This is a genomic window from Streptomyces sp. NPDC058001 (assembly GCF_042886315.1).
Taxonomy (GTDB): domain Bacteria; phylum Actinomycetota; class Actinomycetes; order Streptomycetales; family Streptomycetaceae; genus Streptomyces.
Map to the genome: position 1 here is coordinate 63,688 of NZ_JBHVQT010000016.1, position 15,647 is coordinate 79,334.

The 15,647-nt window shown below is 72.5% G+C and carries 15 protein-coding genes; 8 read left to right on the forward strand and 7 right to left on the reverse strand.

All coding sequences use genetic code 11. From position 1 onward, the window contains the following. Positions 1-97: 97 nt before the first annotated feature. Together ACFVT5_RS35025 and ACFVT5_RS35030 are read right to left on the reverse strand one after the other, a co-directional pair. On the reverse strand, positions 98-817 hold the full coding sequence (locus ACFVT5_RS35025; RefSeq protein ID WP_389896552.1) for an ABC transporter permease: 720 nt from the start codon (positions 815-817) through the stop codon (positions 98-100). Further along, positions 814-1,800: an ABC transporter ATP-binding protein gene (locus tag ACFVT5_RS35030; RefSeq protein ID WP_389896554.1), complete on the reverse strand. Its 987-nt coding sequence runs from the start codon at positions 1,798-1,800 to the stop codon at positions 814-816. The genes ACFVT5_RS35025 and ACFVT5_RS35030 overlap by 4 nt, the downstream gene beginning before the upstream one ends. Positions 1,801-2,142: 342 nt before the next feature. Between ACFVT5_RS35030 and ACFVT5_RS35035 the strand changes: the two genes are divergently transcribed. From ACFVT5_RS35035 to ACFVT5_RS35045, 3 genes are all read left to right on the forward strand, one after another. After that, positions 2,143-3,006, forward strand: coding sequence for a MaoC/PaaZ C-terminal domain-containing protein (locus tag ACFVT5_RS35035; RefSeq protein ID WP_389896557.1), 864 nt, complete (start codon positions 2,143-2,145; stop codon positions 3,004-3,006). Positions 3,007-3,074: 68 nt separating this feature from the next. Further along, a complete protein-coding gene (locus tag ACFVT5_RS35040; protein WP_389896560.1) occupies positions 3,075-4,151 on the forward strand; it encodes a Zn-dependent alcohol dehydrogenase in 1,077 nt (358 codons plus the stop codon). Between the two features lie 42 nt (positions 4,152-4,193). Next, complete coding sequence (locus ACFVT5_RS35045) at positions 4,194-5,135, forward strand: 3-oxoacyl-ACP reductase (RefSeq protein ID WP_389896566.1); 942 nt, start codon at positions 4,194-4,196, stop codon at positions 5,133-5,135. Between the two features lie 195 nt (positions 5,136-5,330). Here the strand turns inward: ACFVT5_RS35045 and ACFVT5_RS35050 are convergent, their stop codons facing one another. Continuing rightward, positions 5,331-6,521: a hypothetical protein gene (locus ACFVT5_RS35050; RefSeq protein WP_389896569.1), complete on the reverse strand. Its 1,191-nt coding sequence runs from the start codon at positions 6,519-6,521 to the stop codon at positions 5,331-5,333. 184 nt (positions 6,522-6,705) lie between these two features. Between ACFVT5_RS35050 and ACFVT5_RS35055 the strand changes: the two genes are divergently transcribed. The 4 genes from ACFVT5_RS35055 to ACFVT5_RS35070 all read left to right on the forward strand — a co-directional run bounded on the left by ACFVT5_RS35055 (position 6,706) and on the right by ACFVT5_RS35070 (position 10,801). After that, positions 6,706-7,749, forward strand: a complete 1,044-nt coding sequence (locus ACFVT5_RS35055; protein WP_389896571.1) for an ABC transporter substrate-binding protein — start codon at positions 6,706-6,708, stop codon at positions 7,747-7,749. A 126-nt stretch (positions 7,750-7,875) separates the two neighbouring features. Then, on the forward strand, positions 7,876-8,763 hold the full coding sequence (locus ACFVT5_RS35060) for a Nif3-like dinuclear metal center hexameric protein (protein WP_389896574.1): 888 nt from the start codon (positions 7,876-7,878) through the stop codon (positions 8,761-8,763). Further along, entirely contained in the window at positions 8,760-9,503 is a 744-nt protein-coding gene (locus ACFVT5_RS35065; RefSeq protein ID WP_389896978.1) for a zinc ribbon domain-containing protein, read from the forward strand. The genes ACFVT5_RS35060 and ACFVT5_RS35065 overlap by 4 nt, the downstream gene beginning before the upstream one ends. Before the next feature lie 11 nt (positions 9,504-9,514). Next, positions 9,515-10,801 (forward strand): bifunctional RNase H/acid phosphatase, encoded by a 1,287-nt coding sequence (locus tag ACFVT5_RS35070; RefSeq protein WP_389896576.1) that lies wholly within the window; start codon positions 9,515-9,517, stop codon positions 10,799-10,801. A gap of 22 nt (positions 10,802-10,823) precedes the next feature. Here ACFVT5_RS35070 and eda read toward each other — a convergent pair whose 3' ends face one another. Both eda and yaaA read right to left on the reverse strand, forming a co-directional pair. Beyond that, the gene (gene eda, locus ACFVT5_RS35075; protein ID WP_389896579.1) at positions 10,824-11,483 is read right to left on the reverse strand and encodes a bifunctional 4-hydroxy-2-oxoglutarate aldolase/2-dehydro-3-deoxy-phosphogluconate aldolase; all 660 of its coding nucleotides are present in this window, start codon (positions 11,481-11,483) and stop codon (positions 10,824-10,826) included. A 75-nt stretch (positions 11,484-11,558) separates the two neighbouring features. Beyond that, complete coding sequence (gene yaaA, locus ACFVT5_RS35080) at positions 11,559-12,359, reverse strand: peroxide stress protein YaaA (protein ID WP_389896581.1); 801 nt, start codon at positions 12,357-12,359, stop codon at positions 11,559-11,561. Between the two features lie 205 nt (positions 12,360-12,564). Here yaaA and ACFVT5_RS35085 point away from each other — a divergent pair, with 205 nt between their 5' ends. After that, on the forward strand, positions 12,565-14,007 hold the full coding sequence (locus ACFVT5_RS35085; RefSeq protein WP_389896583.1) for an RNB domain-containing ribonuclease: 1,443 nt from the start codon (positions 12,565-12,567) through the stop codon (positions 14,005-14,007). A 194-nt stretch (positions 14,008-14,201) separates the two neighbouring features. Here the strand turns inward: ACFVT5_RS35085 and ACFVT5_RS35090 are convergent, their stop codons facing one another. Both ACFVT5_RS35090 and ACFVT5_RS35095 read right to left on the reverse strand, forming a co-directional pair. Continuing rightward, positions 14,202-14,822, reverse strand: a complete 621-nt coding sequence (locus tag ACFVT5_RS35090; RefSeq protein WP_389896585.1) for a hypothetical protein — start codon at positions 14,820-14,822, stop codon at positions 14,202-14,204. Beyond that, positions 14,819-15,610 (reverse strand): MerR family transcriptional regulator, encoded by a 792-nt coding sequence (locus ACFVT5_RS35095; protein WP_389896587.1) that lies wholly within the window; start codon positions 15,608-15,610, stop codon positions 14,819-14,821. The genes ACFVT5_RS35090 and ACFVT5_RS35095 overlap by 4 nt, the downstream gene beginning before the upstream one ends. Positions 15,611-15,647: the final 37 nt, after the last annotated feature.

Here is a 15,647-nt window from a genome sequence, read left to right on the forward strand (position 1 = left end):
CAGTCGTAGGGGCCGCATCCGCGGTGTCGCCTGTCGTACTCTCCGTGCCTGTCGTACTCTCCGTGCCTGCCCTACCCGCTGTGTCGGTCATCTTCGGTCACACCGTCCGTGCGGCCCTGCGGTACGAGACCACAGCGTAGGAGCCGAAGGCCAGCAGCCAGATGACCAGGACGGACACCGTGGCCAGGCCCGGCAGCCGCCCGTCCGCCACCGTCCGGCCCAGCTCGGCGAAGCGGTACGTCGGCGTCCAGTCCGACAGGGCGCGCAGCCAGCCCGGGAACAGGGCGATCGGGAACCACAGTCCGCCGACGACGGACAGGCCGAGGTTGCACACCAGGTTCACCACGCCCGTGGTCTGCGCGGTCAGCCGGTAGCCGTTGCCCAGGCCGAGCAGCGTGAAGGGCAGCGCGCCGAGCCACAGCAGCAACGCGAGCGCCACCCACTGGACCGGGGCGAGCCGGACGCCGTTGACCAGGGCGCCCGCGAGGAGGACCGCGGCGACGGCGGGCGCGACCGTGACCGAGCCGGCCAGCGCCCGGCCGACGACCACCGCGCGCGGCGACATCGGGGTGACCCGCAGTTGCCGCAGCCAGCCGACGGTCTTGTCCTCGGCGACGCCGGTCCCGGTGTTCAGCGCGGCACCGACGGCGCCGTACGCGGCCATGCCGACCATGGACAGGGTCTTCCAGTCGCCGTCCGCACCGCCGCCGACGTTCGTGAACAGCAGATACATCAGGACCGGCATCCCGATACCGAAGACCACGAAGCCGGTGTCGCGCAGCGTCCGGCGCACTTCGAGACGCAGATAGTCGATCATCGGACGGACTCCTTCAGGGGAGGAGTGGCGGCAGGCGCGGTGTCGGACGCGGGGGCAGCCGGGTTCGCCGGATCAGCCGGGTCCGAGGTCAGGGCGAGGAACGCGTCCTCCAGTGACGCGGGCGCCACCTCAAGTTGCCGGATCGCGCCCATCTCGGCGAGGGCGATCACGGTCGCGTCGGAGTCGTCGGTACGCAGTCGGGCCCGGTCGCCCCGTATCTCCACGGAGACCACGCCGGGCAGCAGGCCCAGCCCCTCAGTGCCGCGTCCCGCCAGGTCGAAGGCGACGAGATGGCCCCCGGCGGAACGCTTGACGCTCTCGCCGGAGCCGTCCGCGACGATTTCGCCGTGGTCGATGACGACGATCCGGTCCGCGTGCGCGTCGGCCTCCTCCAGGTAGTGCGTGGAGAACAGGACGGTGTGCCCGCGCCGCGCGTAGGCCCGCATGGACGCCCAGAACGCGTGCCGCGCCTCGACGTCCAGGGCGGCCGTCGGCTCGTCCAGGACCACCAGCTCGGGATCACCGGCCAGCGCGACCGCGAACCGTACGCGCTGGGTCTGGCCGCCGGACAGCCGGTCCACGCGCCGGTCGGCGAGGTCGGTGACACCCGCGAGGCGCAGCGCGTCGGCCACGGGCATCGGGTCCGGGTAGCGCCGGGCCACGAACGTCACCAGCTCGCGGACCGTGACCCGGGGCACCGCGCGGCCCTCCTGGAGCATCGCGCCGACCCGGCCCGCCCGCACCGCCGCTTCGGGCGCCGTGCCGAACAGCCGTACCGTGCCCGCGTCCGGCTCGTCGAGGCCGAGGAGCAGGGCGATGGTGGTCGACTTGCCCGCGCCGTTGCGCCCGAGCAGGGCGACCGTCTCACCGCGGGCGATGTCCAGCCCGATCCCGTCGACGGCACGCACCGCGCCGAAACTCTTCAGGGCCCCCGTGAACGAAACGGCCGGTGCGGAGGCCGTCGTTCCTGATGTCTTCGTCATGCCAGGAACGCTACGGACCCGGGGGCACCGCCCGGCAGATGCACCTGTACGGAGTCGGGCAGGACAAATGTCACGGGTGCCGGAGCGCGGGCCGCCGTGGGTGCGGGGTCGCGGGTGCCGGGTCACAGGCGCCGTTCCGGTGCCGAACGCCCATGCTGAGAACCGAATCTGACATGACGTCAGCAGTCTTCACAACTCGGGTGGCCTCGGCTATACATGGGGTTCGCCGGACTGGAACGCGTTCTAGAACGGACGGTTGGTCCGGCCCCGATGACGACCTCGGTGCGGCCGACGGTGCGGACGGCCGCACCGAGGTCTTGTCCGCCAGAAGGCAGGAGACCCATGCCTATTGATGCCGCCCAGGCCCTCTCGGCCGAGCCCCGGTCGGCCGAGATCGCCTGGGACCACAAGGACGTCCAGCTCTACCACCTCGGCCTCGGCGCGGGCGTCCCCGCCACCGACCCCGACGAACTCCGCTACACCCTGGAGTCCCGGCTGCATGTGCTGCCGAGCTTCGCCACCGTCGCGGGCGCGGGCATGGGCGTGGTCGGCGGTCTCTCGGCGCCCGGCGTCGACATCGACCTGGCCGCCGTCCTGCACGGCGGCCAGACCGTCCAGGTGCACCGGCCCATCCCGGTCACCGGCCGCGCGGTCTCCACCTCGCGGGTCGCCGCCGTGTACGACAAGGGGAAGGCCGCGATCCTCGTCCTGCGCTCCGAGGCCACCGACGCCGACGGACCGCTGTGGACCAGCGACAGCCAGATCTTCGTACGCGGCGAGGGCGGCTGGGGCGGCGACCGGGGCCCCTCGACCCGCCTGGAGCTGCCGGCGCGGGAGCCCGACCGCACCGTGGAACGCCCGGTCCGCGCGGACCAGGCCCTGCTGTACCGGCTCTCCGGCGACTGGAACCCGTTGCACGCCGACCCCGAGTTCGCGAAGCTCGCGGGCTTCGACCGGCCGATCCTGCACGGCCTGTGCTCGTACGGAATGACCCTCAAGGCCGTCGTCGACACCCTGCTCGACGGCGATGTCACCCGCGTCCGCTCCTTCGCCACGCGCTTCACCGGCGTCGTCTTCCCCGGCGAGACGCTGCGCGTACGGATGTGGCGCGAGGGTCCGGACGCGGGTCGGATCCAGGTGACGGTCACCGTCGTGGAACGCGACGACGCCCCGGTCCTCGCCGACACCGTCGTCAGCCACACCTGAACCACGAGCACATCTGAGCACGAGCGCACCCGAACACGAGCACACCTGGACACGAGAGGACCCGCAGCATGCGCGCAGCCGTACTCCACGAGACAGGCCAGGACAAGCTCGAAGTCCTCGACGACGTCGAGGCGGTGGGCTTCGGCCCCGGCAAGGTGAGGATCCGCGTCCGGGCCACCGGGCTGTGCCACTCCGACGTCTCGGCGATGAACGGGGTGCTGCCGCAGCCCGCGCCGTTCGTCCCCGGACACGAGGGCGCCGGTGAGATCCTGGACGTGGGCGACGGGGTCACGACGGTCGCGCCCGGAGACAGGGTCCTGCTGTGCTGGCTGCCGTCCTGCGGCCAGTGCCCGTCCTGCAAACGCGGCCAGACCCACCTGTGCCTCGCGGGCTTCATGAACGCGGGCACCCCCAACTTCAGGCGCCCCTCCGGCGATGTCTTCGGCTTCGCGGGCACCGGCACCTTCGCCGAGGAGGTCGTCGTGGACGCGGGCTGCGCTGTGCCGATCCCCGACGACGTGCCCTTCGACATCGCCGCGCTCATCGGCTGCGGGGTGACCACGGGCCTGGGCGCCGCCGTCAACACCGCGGACGTGGCGGCCGGTTCGTCGGTCGCCGTCATCGGCTGCGGCGGTGTCGGGATCTCCGCGATCCAGGGCGCCCGGCTCAAGGGCGCGGCGGAGATCGTCGCCGTCGACCCGGTCGCGTCCCGGCGCGAGGCGGCGCTCCGCTTCGGCGCGACCGAGGCCGTGGCACCGGACGGGCTCGCCGACGCCAAGCAGCGCCTCACCGCGGGCGAGGGCTTCGACTACGTCTTCGAGGTCGTCGGCAAGTCCGCGACGGCCCGTACCGCCTACGAGTCCACCCGGCGCGGCGGCACCCTCTGTGTCGTCGGCGCGGGCGCCATGGACGACTTCCTCCAACTCAACATGTTCGAGCTGTTCTTCGACGAGAAGCGGATCCTGCCGTCGATGTACGGCGGCGGCGATGTGCTGCGGTCCTACGAGCGTGCCATCGCGCTGTGGCGGGCGGGCCGTATCGACCTGGAGAACCTGATCACCCACCGGGTGCCGCTCGCCGAGATCAACGACGCGTTGGAGCAGATGCGGACGGGCACGGCCCTGCGTACCTGCATCGAGATCTGACCCCCTGAGGCCCTGAGCCCCTGAGTCACCGAGAGGACCTTGATGTCACTGCCACTGGAGGGCCTGTCCGCGATCGTCACGGGCGCGGGCCGCGGTCTGGGCCGGGCCGAGGCGCTGGAACTCGCCCGGCTCGGCGCGTCCGTCGTCGTCAACGACTACGGGCAGCCAGGCCGTGACGGTTCCGGTACGGCGTCGTCGGGTCCCGCCGATGACGTCGTCGCCGAGATCGTCGCGGCGGGCGGCACAGCCGTCGCCCACACCGGGGACGTCGCCGACTTCGCGCAGGCCCGTGCCCTGGTCGCCCTGGCGGCCGACACCTTCGGGAAGTTGGACATCCTCGTCAACAACGCGGGCATCCTGCGGGACCGGATGGTCTTCTCGATGACCGAGGACGAGTGGGACTCGGTGATCCGGGTCCATCTCAAGGGCCATTTCAACACCACCCACTTCGCGTCCGTGCACTGGCGCGAGCGGTCCAAGGCGGCGGGCGGTCCGGTGTACGGGCGGATCGTCAACACCTCGTCCGAGGCGTTCCTCGCGGGCTCGGCGGGACAGCCCAACTACGCGGCGGCCAAGGGCGGCATCGTCGGTCTGACGACATCGACCGCGCTGGCCCTGGCGAAGTACGGGGTCACCGCCAACGCCATTTGCCCACGTGCGCGTACCCGCATGACCGAGGATGTGTTCGCCGGGTTCGGGGTACCGGATGCCGGTGCCCTTGACTCGCTGTCGCCCGAGCATGTCGCTCCGCTCGTGGGGTACTTGGCGTCACCGGCCGCCGACCGGGTCAACGGTCAGCTGCTCGTGGTGCACGGGGGGATGGTCGCGGTGGTGGAACGACCGTGCGTGTCCGCCCAGTTCGACACGGGGAACGATGTGTTCACGTTCAAGGAGTTGGACGCGGTGCTGACTCCGTATTACGCGGAGCGCTCGCCTGGTCAGACGTTCGCGGCCACCGAAGTGCTCGGGCTCAAGCGGAGGTAGTGCCCTCCTCATGCGGCCTGCGGTGGCGGCCGTGGGGAGTTGCCTCGTCGTCCTGTGGGGACACCTGGCCCCGGTGCTTGCCGTGTGGGGCGGGTTCTGCCTGGTCGGTAGGGTCGGTGGTCACATCCGTACGTGCTTCGGTCATCGAAAAGCTCACCCCGTCATGAAGATCTTTCGCGTAACAGCCGGAAGATTCTAACCGGCGGCCACCCGCCCTCTGAGGGGGGCCTGTTGCAACGGCACCGGGCGTGGCGTGAACCGGAGGGCGGGCGGCTTCCTGTCGCCCGCCGGGACTGTCACCGGAGTTCCGGCCGGCGCGGCGACGCCGGCCACCCCGCACGGCACCGCGTCCGTCGCGTACGGCAGCCGCAGCACCCCGTCCCGCGTCCACACCCCGGCCCCCGTCAACCATCCCTCCGGCGCCGCGAGTAGGTGCACCTGTCGGTCGGTGGGGCGCCACAGTCCGATGCCGGTACCGGTCGGGCCGTCGACGCGCAGCGCCACCGCGCAGTTCTCCGGGGTCAGCACCTGGCCCGGCTGGACCGCGAACGGCGTGACCGCGTGGTCCGGCAGCCGCAGACACTCCGGGAACCGCACCGGCAGCGTGGAGCCCAGGACACCCCAGCCGAGCCGTTCGTGCCCGGGGGACGGCGCGTCGGAGCGGATCAGCAGCAGCCCGCTGTCGGCGTCCGCGAGCAGCAGCCGGTCCGTACTGTCCTCGGCGATCTGGAGCAGCGGCGACACCTCACCGCCCCGCTCGATGTCGACCGCCACGGCCTTCGTACGCCCGTCGAGTTCCCGGTCGAGCGCGATCATCCGCCCGGCCCGGTCCAGCCACGCGCCCCCGGAACAGCGGCCGGGCAGTTCGGCGATCAGCTCGGGCCCGAAGGCACCGCCCGCCACCAGCCACAGTGCCGTGGTCGTGGCGCCGGGGGCGAGGGCGTACGCGCGGTCGCCGCCCGGCGCGGGCGGCAGCAGCCTCAACTCCCCGCACTCCAGGGCCCCGAGCGGCACCTCGCCCGTACCGGGACCCGTCGGATACAGCAGCGAGAACGCGTGCCGCCCGTCGACCGGCCGCCGGATCAGTACCCGGCCGTCCCCCATCGGGTGCACATCGCTGCCGGCCTCCTCGGGCTGGTTGCCGGGCAGCGGCACCGCGTACGGCTCGGGGCCGTCCAGGGTCCAGCGCTCCGGGAACCAGGCGTCACCGGAAGCCGCGTCACGGGGACGGGTCAGGCGCGCCGCGTAGGCCCCGGCCGCGGCGATGACGCACCCCGCCGTCGGTGCCTCCGGTCCGGCGTCGCCGCCGTGCTCGGTGTGCTCGTGCTCGTGCTCGGCGTGGTCGTCCTCGTGTCCCGCCGCGGTTTCGATGGCACAGGCCGTCATCGATCGGTCACCTCCGGCGACGAAGCTAGTTTTCGCACGCGCTGGCGTGGCATCCATGGCCACCTCTTCACACATAAGGGTGGCGATGTCCTGATTCGCCGGTGGGTACGGGGGCGGTTGTGCTGCGCGGAACCCCGTCTTCTAAGGTTAGGCAGACCTAACTCACACGTTTCAGGAGTTCTCGATGTCCATACGACGCCGCGGTACGGCCGCCGTCGCTCTCGCCGTGGCCGCCGCGCTGTCCCTCGCCGCCTGCGGTTCCGGGGACGACACGTCCTCCTCCGGTGCCGGCTCCAAGGACAAGGGCGCCGGCGGCAAGTCCGTCGCGCAGGGCGGCGAGGACTTCGCGAAGGCCGCCGAGGACACCGCGAAGATGGGCACCGACGCGAAGCCGGGCGAGTTCCCGCGCACCGTCGAGCACGCCATGGGCAGCACCGAGATCAAGGCCAGACCGCAGCGGGTCGTCGTCCTCGACGTCGGCGAACTCGACAACGTCGTCTCGCTCGGCGTGCGGCCAGTCGGTTACGCCCCGACCGAGGGCGACACGGCCCTCCCGTCGTACCTGGGGAAGAACGCCGGATCGCCGAAGAACGTCGGCACGATCAACTCCCTCAACCTGGAGGCCATCGCGAACCTCCGGCCCGACCTCATCCTCGGCAGCGAACTGCGCGCCGCCAAGCTCTACCCGCAGCTGTCGAAGATCGCGCCCACCGTGTTCTCCATCCGCCCCGGCTTCACCTGGAAGGAGAACTACCGCCTCAACGCCGCCGCGCTCGACCGGTCCGCCGAGGCCGACGCGAAGCTCGCCGCGTACGAGAGGAAGGCGAAGGCGCTCGGCGCCGAACTCGGCGACAGGAAGCCGACCGTGACCATGCTCCGTTACATGCCGGGCATGATCCGCCTCTACGCGAAGGCGTCGTTCATCGGCACCATCCTGAACGACGTCGGCGTGCCCCGCCCCAAGAACCAGCAGGTCAACGATCTCGCGACGGAGATCTCCCCGGAGAAGATCGACGACGCCGACGCCGACTGGGTCTTCACCGGCGTCTACGGCGACGCCAAGAAGACGGACCGCGCCAAGGCCGAGGACAACCCCCTCTGGAAGAAGCTCGGCGCCGTGAAGAACGGCCAGGCCAAGGATGTCCCGGACGAGACCTGGTACCTCGGCCTCGGCGTCACGGCGGCGGACAAGGTCCTGGACGATTTGAAGGGCTTCCTGGCCTCGTAACGGTGTTCGGCTCCGGGTCTTGTCGCGACCACTGCCGCCACCATCAATTGAGGACCCCGACGGTGCCCAGCCAGTTCCGCGAGAGCGGCGGCGGCTTAGCCGCAAGGGGGCGGTAGCCTGTGGTTTGTGCCCCGCCTTTCCGAAGTCATCGCCGCGCTCGACGCACTGTGGCCCCCCGAGCGGGCCGAAGGCTGGGACGCGGTCGGGACGGTCTGCGGTGACCCGGACAGCGAGGTCGGACGGGTCCTGTTCGCGGTCGACCCCGTCCAGGACATCGCCGACGAGGCCGTGAAACTGGGCGCCGACCTCCTCGTCACGCACCACCCGCTCTATCTGCGCGGTACGACGACGGTCGCGGCCTCGCACTTCAAGGGCCGGGTCGTACACACCTTGATCAGGAACGAGATCGCCCTGCACGTCGCCCACACCAACGCGGATCGCGCCGACCCCGGCGTCTCGGACGCCCTCGCCGGCGCCCTGGACCTGCGCGTCGTCCGGCCCCTGGTGCCCGACCCGACCGACCCCGAGGGCCGCCGGGGCCTCGGCCGGGTCTGCGAGGTGGACGGCCCGCTGACCGTCGGCGGACTCGCCGCGCGCGCCGCCGAGCGGCTGCCCGCCACCGCGCAGGGCATCCGCGTGGCGGGCGACCCCGACGCACCGGTCCGCACGGTCGCCGTCAGCGGCGGCTCGGGCGACAGCCTCTTCGACGACGTACGCGCCGCGGGCGTCGACGCCTTCCTCACCGCGGACCTGCGCCACCACCCGGCGTCCGAGGCCCGCCAGCCCCACGGCCAGGGCACACCGGCGCTGCTCGACGCGGCCCACTGGGCCACCGAGTGGCCCTGGTGCGAGCTGGCCGCCGCTCAGCTCGACGAGATCTCCGACCGGTACGGATGGGGACTGCGTACGCATGTCTCCGCGACGGTCACCGACCCCTGGACCGCCCACGCGGCGTCCACCCACCCCGCCGGCACCTTCGCCCGCTACCCCTCGAACCCGGGAGCCCCCAACTGAACGCCGCGCCCGCCGACCAGCTCCGCCTCCTTGACGTCCAGGCACTCGACGCCCGACTGCAACAGCTCGCGCACAAGCGGAAGTCGCTGCCCGAGCACGCCGAGATCGAGTCGCTGACCAAGGACCTCACCCAGCTCCGTGACCTGCTCGTCGCGGCGCAGACCGAGGAGGGCGACTGCGCCCGCGAGCAGACCAAGGCCGAGCAGGACGTCGACCAGGTGCGCCAGCGCGCCGCCCGCGACCAGCAGCGGCTGGACTCCGGCGCCATCACCTCGCCGAAGGACCTGGAGAACCTCCAGCGCGAGATCGCCTCGCTCGCCAAGCGCCAGGGCGACCTGGAGGACATCGTCCTGGAGGTCATGGAGCGCCGTGAGTCCGCGCAGGAGCGCGTCGGCGAACTGACCGGCCGGGTCTCATCGGTCCAGTCGAAGATCGACGACGCGACCGCCCGTCGTGACGCGTCCTTCCAGCAGATCGACGGCGAGGCGGCCTCCGCCACCAAGGAGCGCGGGGTCATCTCCGGCACCATCCCCGCCGACCTCCTCAAGCTCTACGACAAGCTCCGCGAGCAGCAGGGCGGCGTCGGCGCGGCCAAGCTGTACCAGCGGCGCTGCGAGGGCTGCCGCCTGGAGCTGAACATCACCGAGGTGAACGAGGTGCGGGCCGCCGCCCCGGACACGGTGCTGCGCTGCGAGAACTGCCGCCGCATCCTGGTCCGTACGTCCGACTCCGGCCTGTAGGGGTTGTCCAGGTGAGCGCTGTACGGGAGTTCGTGGTCGAGGCCGACGGCGGATCCCGGGGCAACCCGGGGCCCGCGGGCTACGGTTCCGTCGTGATCGACGCGGCCACGGGGGAGACCCTGGTGGAGGCCGCCGAGTACATCGGGATCGCCACGAACAACGTCGCCGAGTACCGGGGTCTCGTCGCGGGTCTGCGCGCGGCCCACGCCCTCGATCCGGCGGCGCCGGTCCATGTCCGTATGGACTCCAAGCTGGTCGTGGAGCAGATGTCGGGCCGCTGGAAGATCAAGCACCCCGACATGAAGCCCCTCGCCGCCGAGGCCGCGTCGATCTACCCGCCGGGCCAGGTCACGTACGAGTGGATGCCCCGCGAGCAGAACAAGCACGCGGACCGGCTGGCCAACGAGGCGATGGACGCGGGCAAGCGGGGCGAGAAGTGGTCCCCGTCCACATCGACTGCGGACCTCGACACGGGTACGGGTTCCCGCGCGACCCGGGAGCCGGGTGACGCGGCGGCGGGTGCGGCGAAGGCGAGGGCGGCTCTGGCGGGCGGTTCGGCCCGTCGCGGAGCGGCGGAGCCTCCGCGGTCCGCGGGGCTCAAGGCCGCCGCCGACGCGCGCGCGGCGCGCAATGTCGCGCAGGCGCCCACCGTCGGCTGGGGCGGGGCCGACCTCGGCACCCCGGCGACCTTCGTCCTGCTGCGGCACGGCGACACCCCGCTGACCCCCGAGAAGCGGTTCTCCGGCAGCGGGGGCAGCGACCCGGCGCTGACCGGGGCGGGCCGTGCCCAGGCCGAACGGGCCGCCGTGGCGCTCGCGGCGCGCGGCACCATCCAGGCCGTGGTGTCGTCCCCGCTCATCCGCTGCATGGAGACCGCGCGGACCGTCGCGGACCGCCTCGGCCTCGACGTGACCATCGAAGACGGCCTGCGCGAAACGGACTTCGGCGCCTGGGAGGGCCTCACCTTCGCCGAGGTCCAGGAGCGCCACCCGGACGACCTCACCGCCTGGCTCTCCTCCACCGACGTCCGTCCCACGGGCGGCGGCGAGAGCTTCGACGAGGTCACCCACCGGGTCACCGCGGCCCGCGACAAACTCCTCGCCGCGTACGCGGGCCGCACCGTCCTCGTGGTCACGCATGTGACGCCGATCAAGACGCTGGTACGGCTCGCCCTGGGCGCCCCGCCGGAGTCCGTGTTCCGGATGGAACTCTCCTCGGCGTCCGTGTCGGTCGTCGCGTACTACGCCGACGGCAACCCGAGCGTCCGGCTCCTCAACGACACCGCTCACCTGCGCTGAACCCCCGCTGAACCGGGGCGCGTCAGCGCAGCGCCGCCGCCTCGCGTGCCAGGGACTCCACCCGGTCCCAGTCCCCGGCCGCGACGGCATCGGCGGGCAGCATCCACGAACCGCCCACGCACCCCACGTTCCCGAGCGCCAGATACGCGGGCGCCGACGCGGGCGTGATCCCGCCGGTCGGACAGAACCGGGCACCGGGCAGCGGCCCCGCGAGGGACTTCAGATACGCGATGCCGCCCGCTGCCTCGGCCGGGAAGAACTTCATCTCGGGCACGCCGCGTTCCAGGAGCGCCACGACCTCCGACGCCGTCGAGACCCCCGGCAGGAACGGCACCCCGGACGCCTTCATCGCGTCGAGCAGCCGCTCGGTCCACCCGGGGCTCACCAGGAACCGGGCACCGGCCGCGACCGAGGCGGTGACCTGCTCGGGCGTGATGACGGTACCCGCGCCGACCACGGCGTCCGGCACCTCGTCCGCGATGGCGCGGATCGCGTCGAGCGCGGCGGGCGTCCGCAGCGTCACCTCGATCGCCGGCAGCCCACCCGCGACCAGCGCCCGCGCCAGCGGCACGGCGTCGCCGACGTCCTCCACGACGACGACCGGGAGCACCGGCGCGAGAGCGAGGACCGAGGGGGGCGGAGATGAAGGCAGGGGCGCGGGAGTGGCCGGCGGGGGAGTCATGGCGTCATCCTGCCGCGCGGGAGGCATCCTGCGCAAAGGGCGTTGCGCAGGATGCAATCAGTGTCAGTGTCTGCCTCAGTGGATCTCCGTCACCACCACATCCAGCTCCCACGGCCGCCCGGCCCGTTCCGGCGCCGCCGCCTCCACCACGTACCCGAGATCCCGCAACGCCTCCACCAGGGCCGCCGGATTCCTGGGCTCCGCGGCCGCCGTGAGCAGGCTGCGGACGATCCGGCCCTTCGTCGCCTTGTTGAAGTGGCTGACGACGGACCGCTTCTCGACGCCGTTCACCCTCTGCGCGTGCAGCACCCGCACGGTCGCCGTCCGGGACGCGACCTCGCCCGTGGGGCGCCACGCCGCCGCGTACGCCGACGACCGCAGGTCCAGGACGAGCCCCCGGCCCACCGCGTCGGGCAGTGCTTCGGCGAGCACGGGCCGCCAGTACGCGCCGAGCGCCCCGAGCCCCGGCAGCTTCACGCCCATCGAGCAGCGGTAGGGCGGGATCCGGTCGTTCACGCGGACCGCGCCCCACAGCCCCGAGAACACGAGAAGCGACCGCGTCGCCCGCCGCTTCGCCGCCGGCTCCAGCGAGGACAGCTCAAGGGCGTCGTAGAGGACGCCGGTGTAGATCTCGCCGGCCGGGCGGGTGCCCGCCGTGCGCAGTTCCGCGTTGAGCGCGATCTCACCGCGCAGCCCCTCGCTCAGGCCCAGTACCTCGCGCGCCTTCTCCTCGTCGGCGACGCACAGCTCGACGAGTTCGTCGATGACGGCCTGCCGGGCGCCGGTGAGTCCGGGCAGCGACAGCGATTCCGGCTTCAGCGGGGCACCGCGACCGGAGGACGCCTTGCCTTCGGAGGGCGGAAGCAGCACGAGCACGATCGGTTCTCCGTAAGGTCTCGGGGCGGTACGAGGGTCAGTACGGGGGCGGTACGGGCGTCCGTACGGGAATCCGTACCGGGATCGGTCCAGGTGGGGTCCGAGGCGGGACGCGCCTGCCCCGGCGCCAGCGTACGCGGCACGGTAGGCCGTACCGGCGACCGCACAGGGTGCCGTACCCCCCGCCCCGACCTACGCTCGATCCATGCCCCGCCGCCATCTGCACGTCACCGGCGCAGCCGAGGCTCCGCTGCGGGCCGCCCTGCGCACCCTGCGGACCACGCTCGGGGTGCCCGGGGACTTCCCGCCCGAGGTCGCCGACGAGGCGCGCCGGGTCGCCAGGGACCCCCGGCTGCCGATCCGGGACGCGACCGACATCCCCTTCTTCACGCTCGACCCGCCCACCTCACGCGACCTCGACCAGGCCATGTACCTGACGCGCACCCCCGGCGGCGGCTACCGGGTGCGGTACGCCATCGCCGACGTCGCCGCCTTCGTCGCCCCGGGCAGCGCCCTCGACCGCGAGGCACACCGGCGGGTCACCACGCTGTACTTCCCGGACCTGCGGGTCCCGCTGCACCCGACCGTCCTCAGCGAGGGCGCCGCCAGCCTGCTCCCCGGGCAGACCCGTCCAGCGGTGCTGTGGACCCTCGACCTCGACGCGGAAGGGCGCACCGTCACGACCGACGTACGGCGCGCCCTGGTCCGCAGCCGCGCCCAGCTCGACTACCCCGGGGTGCAACGGGCCCTGGACGCGGGCACCGCCGAGGAGACCGTGGCCCTGCTCGCCGAGATCGGGCGGCTGCGCGAACGGCTGGAGATCGCACGCGGCGGCATCTCCCTCAACGTGCCCGAGCAGGAGATCGTCGAACGCGACCACACCTACGTACCGGCCTTCCGCGCCCCCCTGCCCGCCGACGCGTGGAACGCCCAGATCTCCCTGCTCACCGGCATGGCCGCCGCCGATCTGATGCTCGCCACCGGCACCGGTGTCCTGCGCACCCTGCCCCCGGCCCCGGACGGCGCCGTCGGCCGGCTGCGCCGCACCGCGAAAGCCCTGCGCATCGACTGGCCGCACCACGTCCCGTACGCGGAACTCGTCCGCTCCCTCGACCCGGCGCTGCCCCGGCACGCGGCGTTCCTCCAGGAGTGCACGACGCTGCTGCGCGGCGCCGGGTACACCGTCTTCCGCGACGGCGCCCGCCCCGACCGCGCGCTGCACGCCGCCGTCGCCGCGCCCTACACGCACTGCACCGCGCCGCTGCGCCGCCTGGTCGACCGGTACACGTCCGAGCTGTGCGTGGCCGCGTCGGCGGGCACCGCGCCGCCCGCCTGGGTGCTCGCCGCGCTGGACGGGCTGCCCAAAGAGATGGCCGAGGGGACCCGGCGCGCGGCCACCGTGGAGCGAGCCTGCGTCGACGTGGTGGAGGCGGGGCTCCTCAAGGACCGGGTCGGCGACCTCTTCGACGGCTGGGTGGTCGACGTACGGGAACACGAACCGACCGTCGGGACCGTCCAGTTGGAGAATCCGGCGATCGTGGCCCGGGTCGCGGGCGGCGCGACGCCGCTGCCGCTGGGCGGGCGGCTGAGCGTCCGGCTCGTCCAGGCGGACCCCGGGACCGCCCATGTGCTGTTCGCCCCTGGGTGAGACGGCCGGACCGGCGAGCGCCTCACGGATCACCTTCTCCATAGGCCGTGACGGTCTGCTGCCGCGCCGCGTCTTCGGCCGGCTGCATCCCAAGTTCCGTACCCCGGTTCGCCGTTCCCGCACCGGGACCCGGGGGCGCCACGACCGGGTGGGTCCGGTGGAATGCGGAATCGCGGTGAGGCCGGGGACGCTCGTCAGGGCTGGACCTCTACTTCCCTTACCTCCATGCGGGACCGCAACTCCCTTACCAGCGCGTCCGGTTCTTCCGCGTGGAGTCTGACCACCGTCACCCGTTGGGTCCGCCCGAACAGGGTCACGCGTTCGACGGGCGCCGCCAGTTCAAGGGTCACCGATGTCATCGCCCCGATGTCGAGGTCGAGTTCGCCCTCGGTCCTCGTGTGCGAGGTACGCAGCTCACGCCGTACAGCCGTGACGTTGTCGAGCGGTATCCGCAGATCGACATGGGCCCCCTTCCGTACCCGCAGCGAGGTCGGCCCCAGTACGTGCGGCCGGGTCACCGACACGGCCTGGAGTCCGACGATCATCACCACCGTGTAGACGTCGAGAAACAGCACCACCTGGTGCACGGCCGGCCAGTCCCGCAGCAGATACGCGAGCCCGACGGTCTCCACCACGCACGCGAACGCGAACCCGTACATCAGCGCGGCCTGTTCCCGCGCGTACCCGAACACCCGGTTCCCGTCCCCGCGCCGCACCCCGTGCCGGCGCCGCGCCACCCAGAGCCCGAAGGCCAGCAGAACGGTCATCTCGTGCCGGACGATTCCGGCGACCGGCGCCGGCAGCCGGAGGTTCATGGCGTACCCCTCTCCAGGACCAGCCGGACACCCCGGCGTACCGCCTCCGCCTGCGCGGGCGCGAACTCGGCGAAGAACGCCTCCATGAAACTGCCCGGCGGATCATCCAGGGCGTCGAGAACGTCCGCGTCGACCAAGGACGTGGGCAGAAGACCCGCGAGCGCCCGCGCCGCCTCGTCCACGCGCGGATCGTCCGCCTCCGCGTCGGCCAGGGCGTCGAGGAGCGCGTACACCTCGTTCGCGCGTTCCGTCCCGCCGGGCGCCCGCACCACGTCCGCCAAAGCGCCCATCATCCGGGCCTGCGCGTCCGGTGCCGTCGTCGTGTCGAGGAGTACGAGCAGCTCCCGGTCCTTCGCGGCCATCGGTGACTCCGATCCGCCCGGTGGGTGTCCGGAGTCCGCCAATTCGCGGAGCAGCGCGCCGAGTTCGGGGGACACGGGCCCTTCGGCGGGCAGTCGCCCGGCCCGCGAGTCCGCCAGCAGGTCACGCAGCCGCGCCCGCCGCTCACGCAGGGCTTCCTCCTGCCGGGCCAGGTCGTCGTCGAGTTCGCCGAGCACCTCGACGAGTTCCCGCCCGGCGTCGTCCGCGAGGACGTCCCGTACCTCCGCGAGGCCGAGCCCCAGCTCGGTGAGGCGGCGGATGCGGGCCAGTACGACGGCGTGCCGCAGCCCGTAGTCGCGGTAGCCGTTGGGCCGCCGCTCAGGCTCGGGCAGCAGGCCGAGGTGGTGGTAGTGCCTGATGGCGCGCGTCGTCACCCCGACGACGGCGCTCAGCTCGCCGATTCGCATGGCTCAAGTAGAAACGTTGACGCTGCGGCAAGGTCAA

Coding starts and splice junctions, on each gene's coding strand:
- ACFVT5_RS35025 (WP_389896552.1), bottom strand. CDS start 817: ATGATCGACTATCTGCGTCTCGAAGTGCGCCGGACGCTGCGCGACACC.
- ACFVT5_RS35030 (WP_389896554.1), bottom strand. CDS start 1,800: ATGACGAAGACATCAGGAACGACGGCCTCCGCACCGGCCGTTTCGTTC.
- ACFVT5_RS35035 (WP_389896557.1), top strand. CDS start 2,143: ATGCCTATTGATGCCGCCCAGGCCCTCTCGGCCGAGCCCCGGTCGGCC.
- ACFVT5_RS35040 (WP_389896560.1), top strand. CDS start 3,075: ATGCGCGCAGCCGTACTCCACGAGACAGGCCAGGACAAGCTCGAAGTC.
- ACFVT5_RS35045 (WP_389896566.1), top strand. CDS start 4,194: ATGTCACTGCCACTGGAGGGCCTGTCCGCGATCGTCACGGGCGCGGGC.
- ACFVT5_RS35050 (WP_389896569.1), bottom strand. CDS start 6,521: ATGACGGCCTGTGCCATCGAAACCGCGGCGGGACACGAGGACGACCAC.
- ACFVT5_RS35055 (WP_389896571.1), top strand. CDS start 6,706: ATGTCCATACGACGCCGCGGTACGGCCGCCGTCGCTCTCGCCGTGGCC.
- eda (WP_389896579.1), bottom strand. CDS start 11,483: ATGACTCCCCCGCCGGCCACTCCCGCGCCCCTGCCTTCATCTCCGCCC.
- ACFVT5_RS35085 (WP_389896583.1), top strand. CDS start 12,565: ATGCCCCGCCGCCATCTGCACGTCACCGGCGCAGCCGAGGCTCCGCTG.
- ACFVT5_RS35090 (WP_389896585.1), bottom strand. CDS start 14,822: ATGAACCTCCGGCTGCCGGCGCCGGTCGCCGGAATCGTCCGGCACGAG.
- ACFVT5_RS35095 (WP_389896587.1), bottom strand. CDS start 15,610: ATGCGAATCGGCGAGCTGAGCGCCGTCGTCGGGGTGACGACGCGCGCC.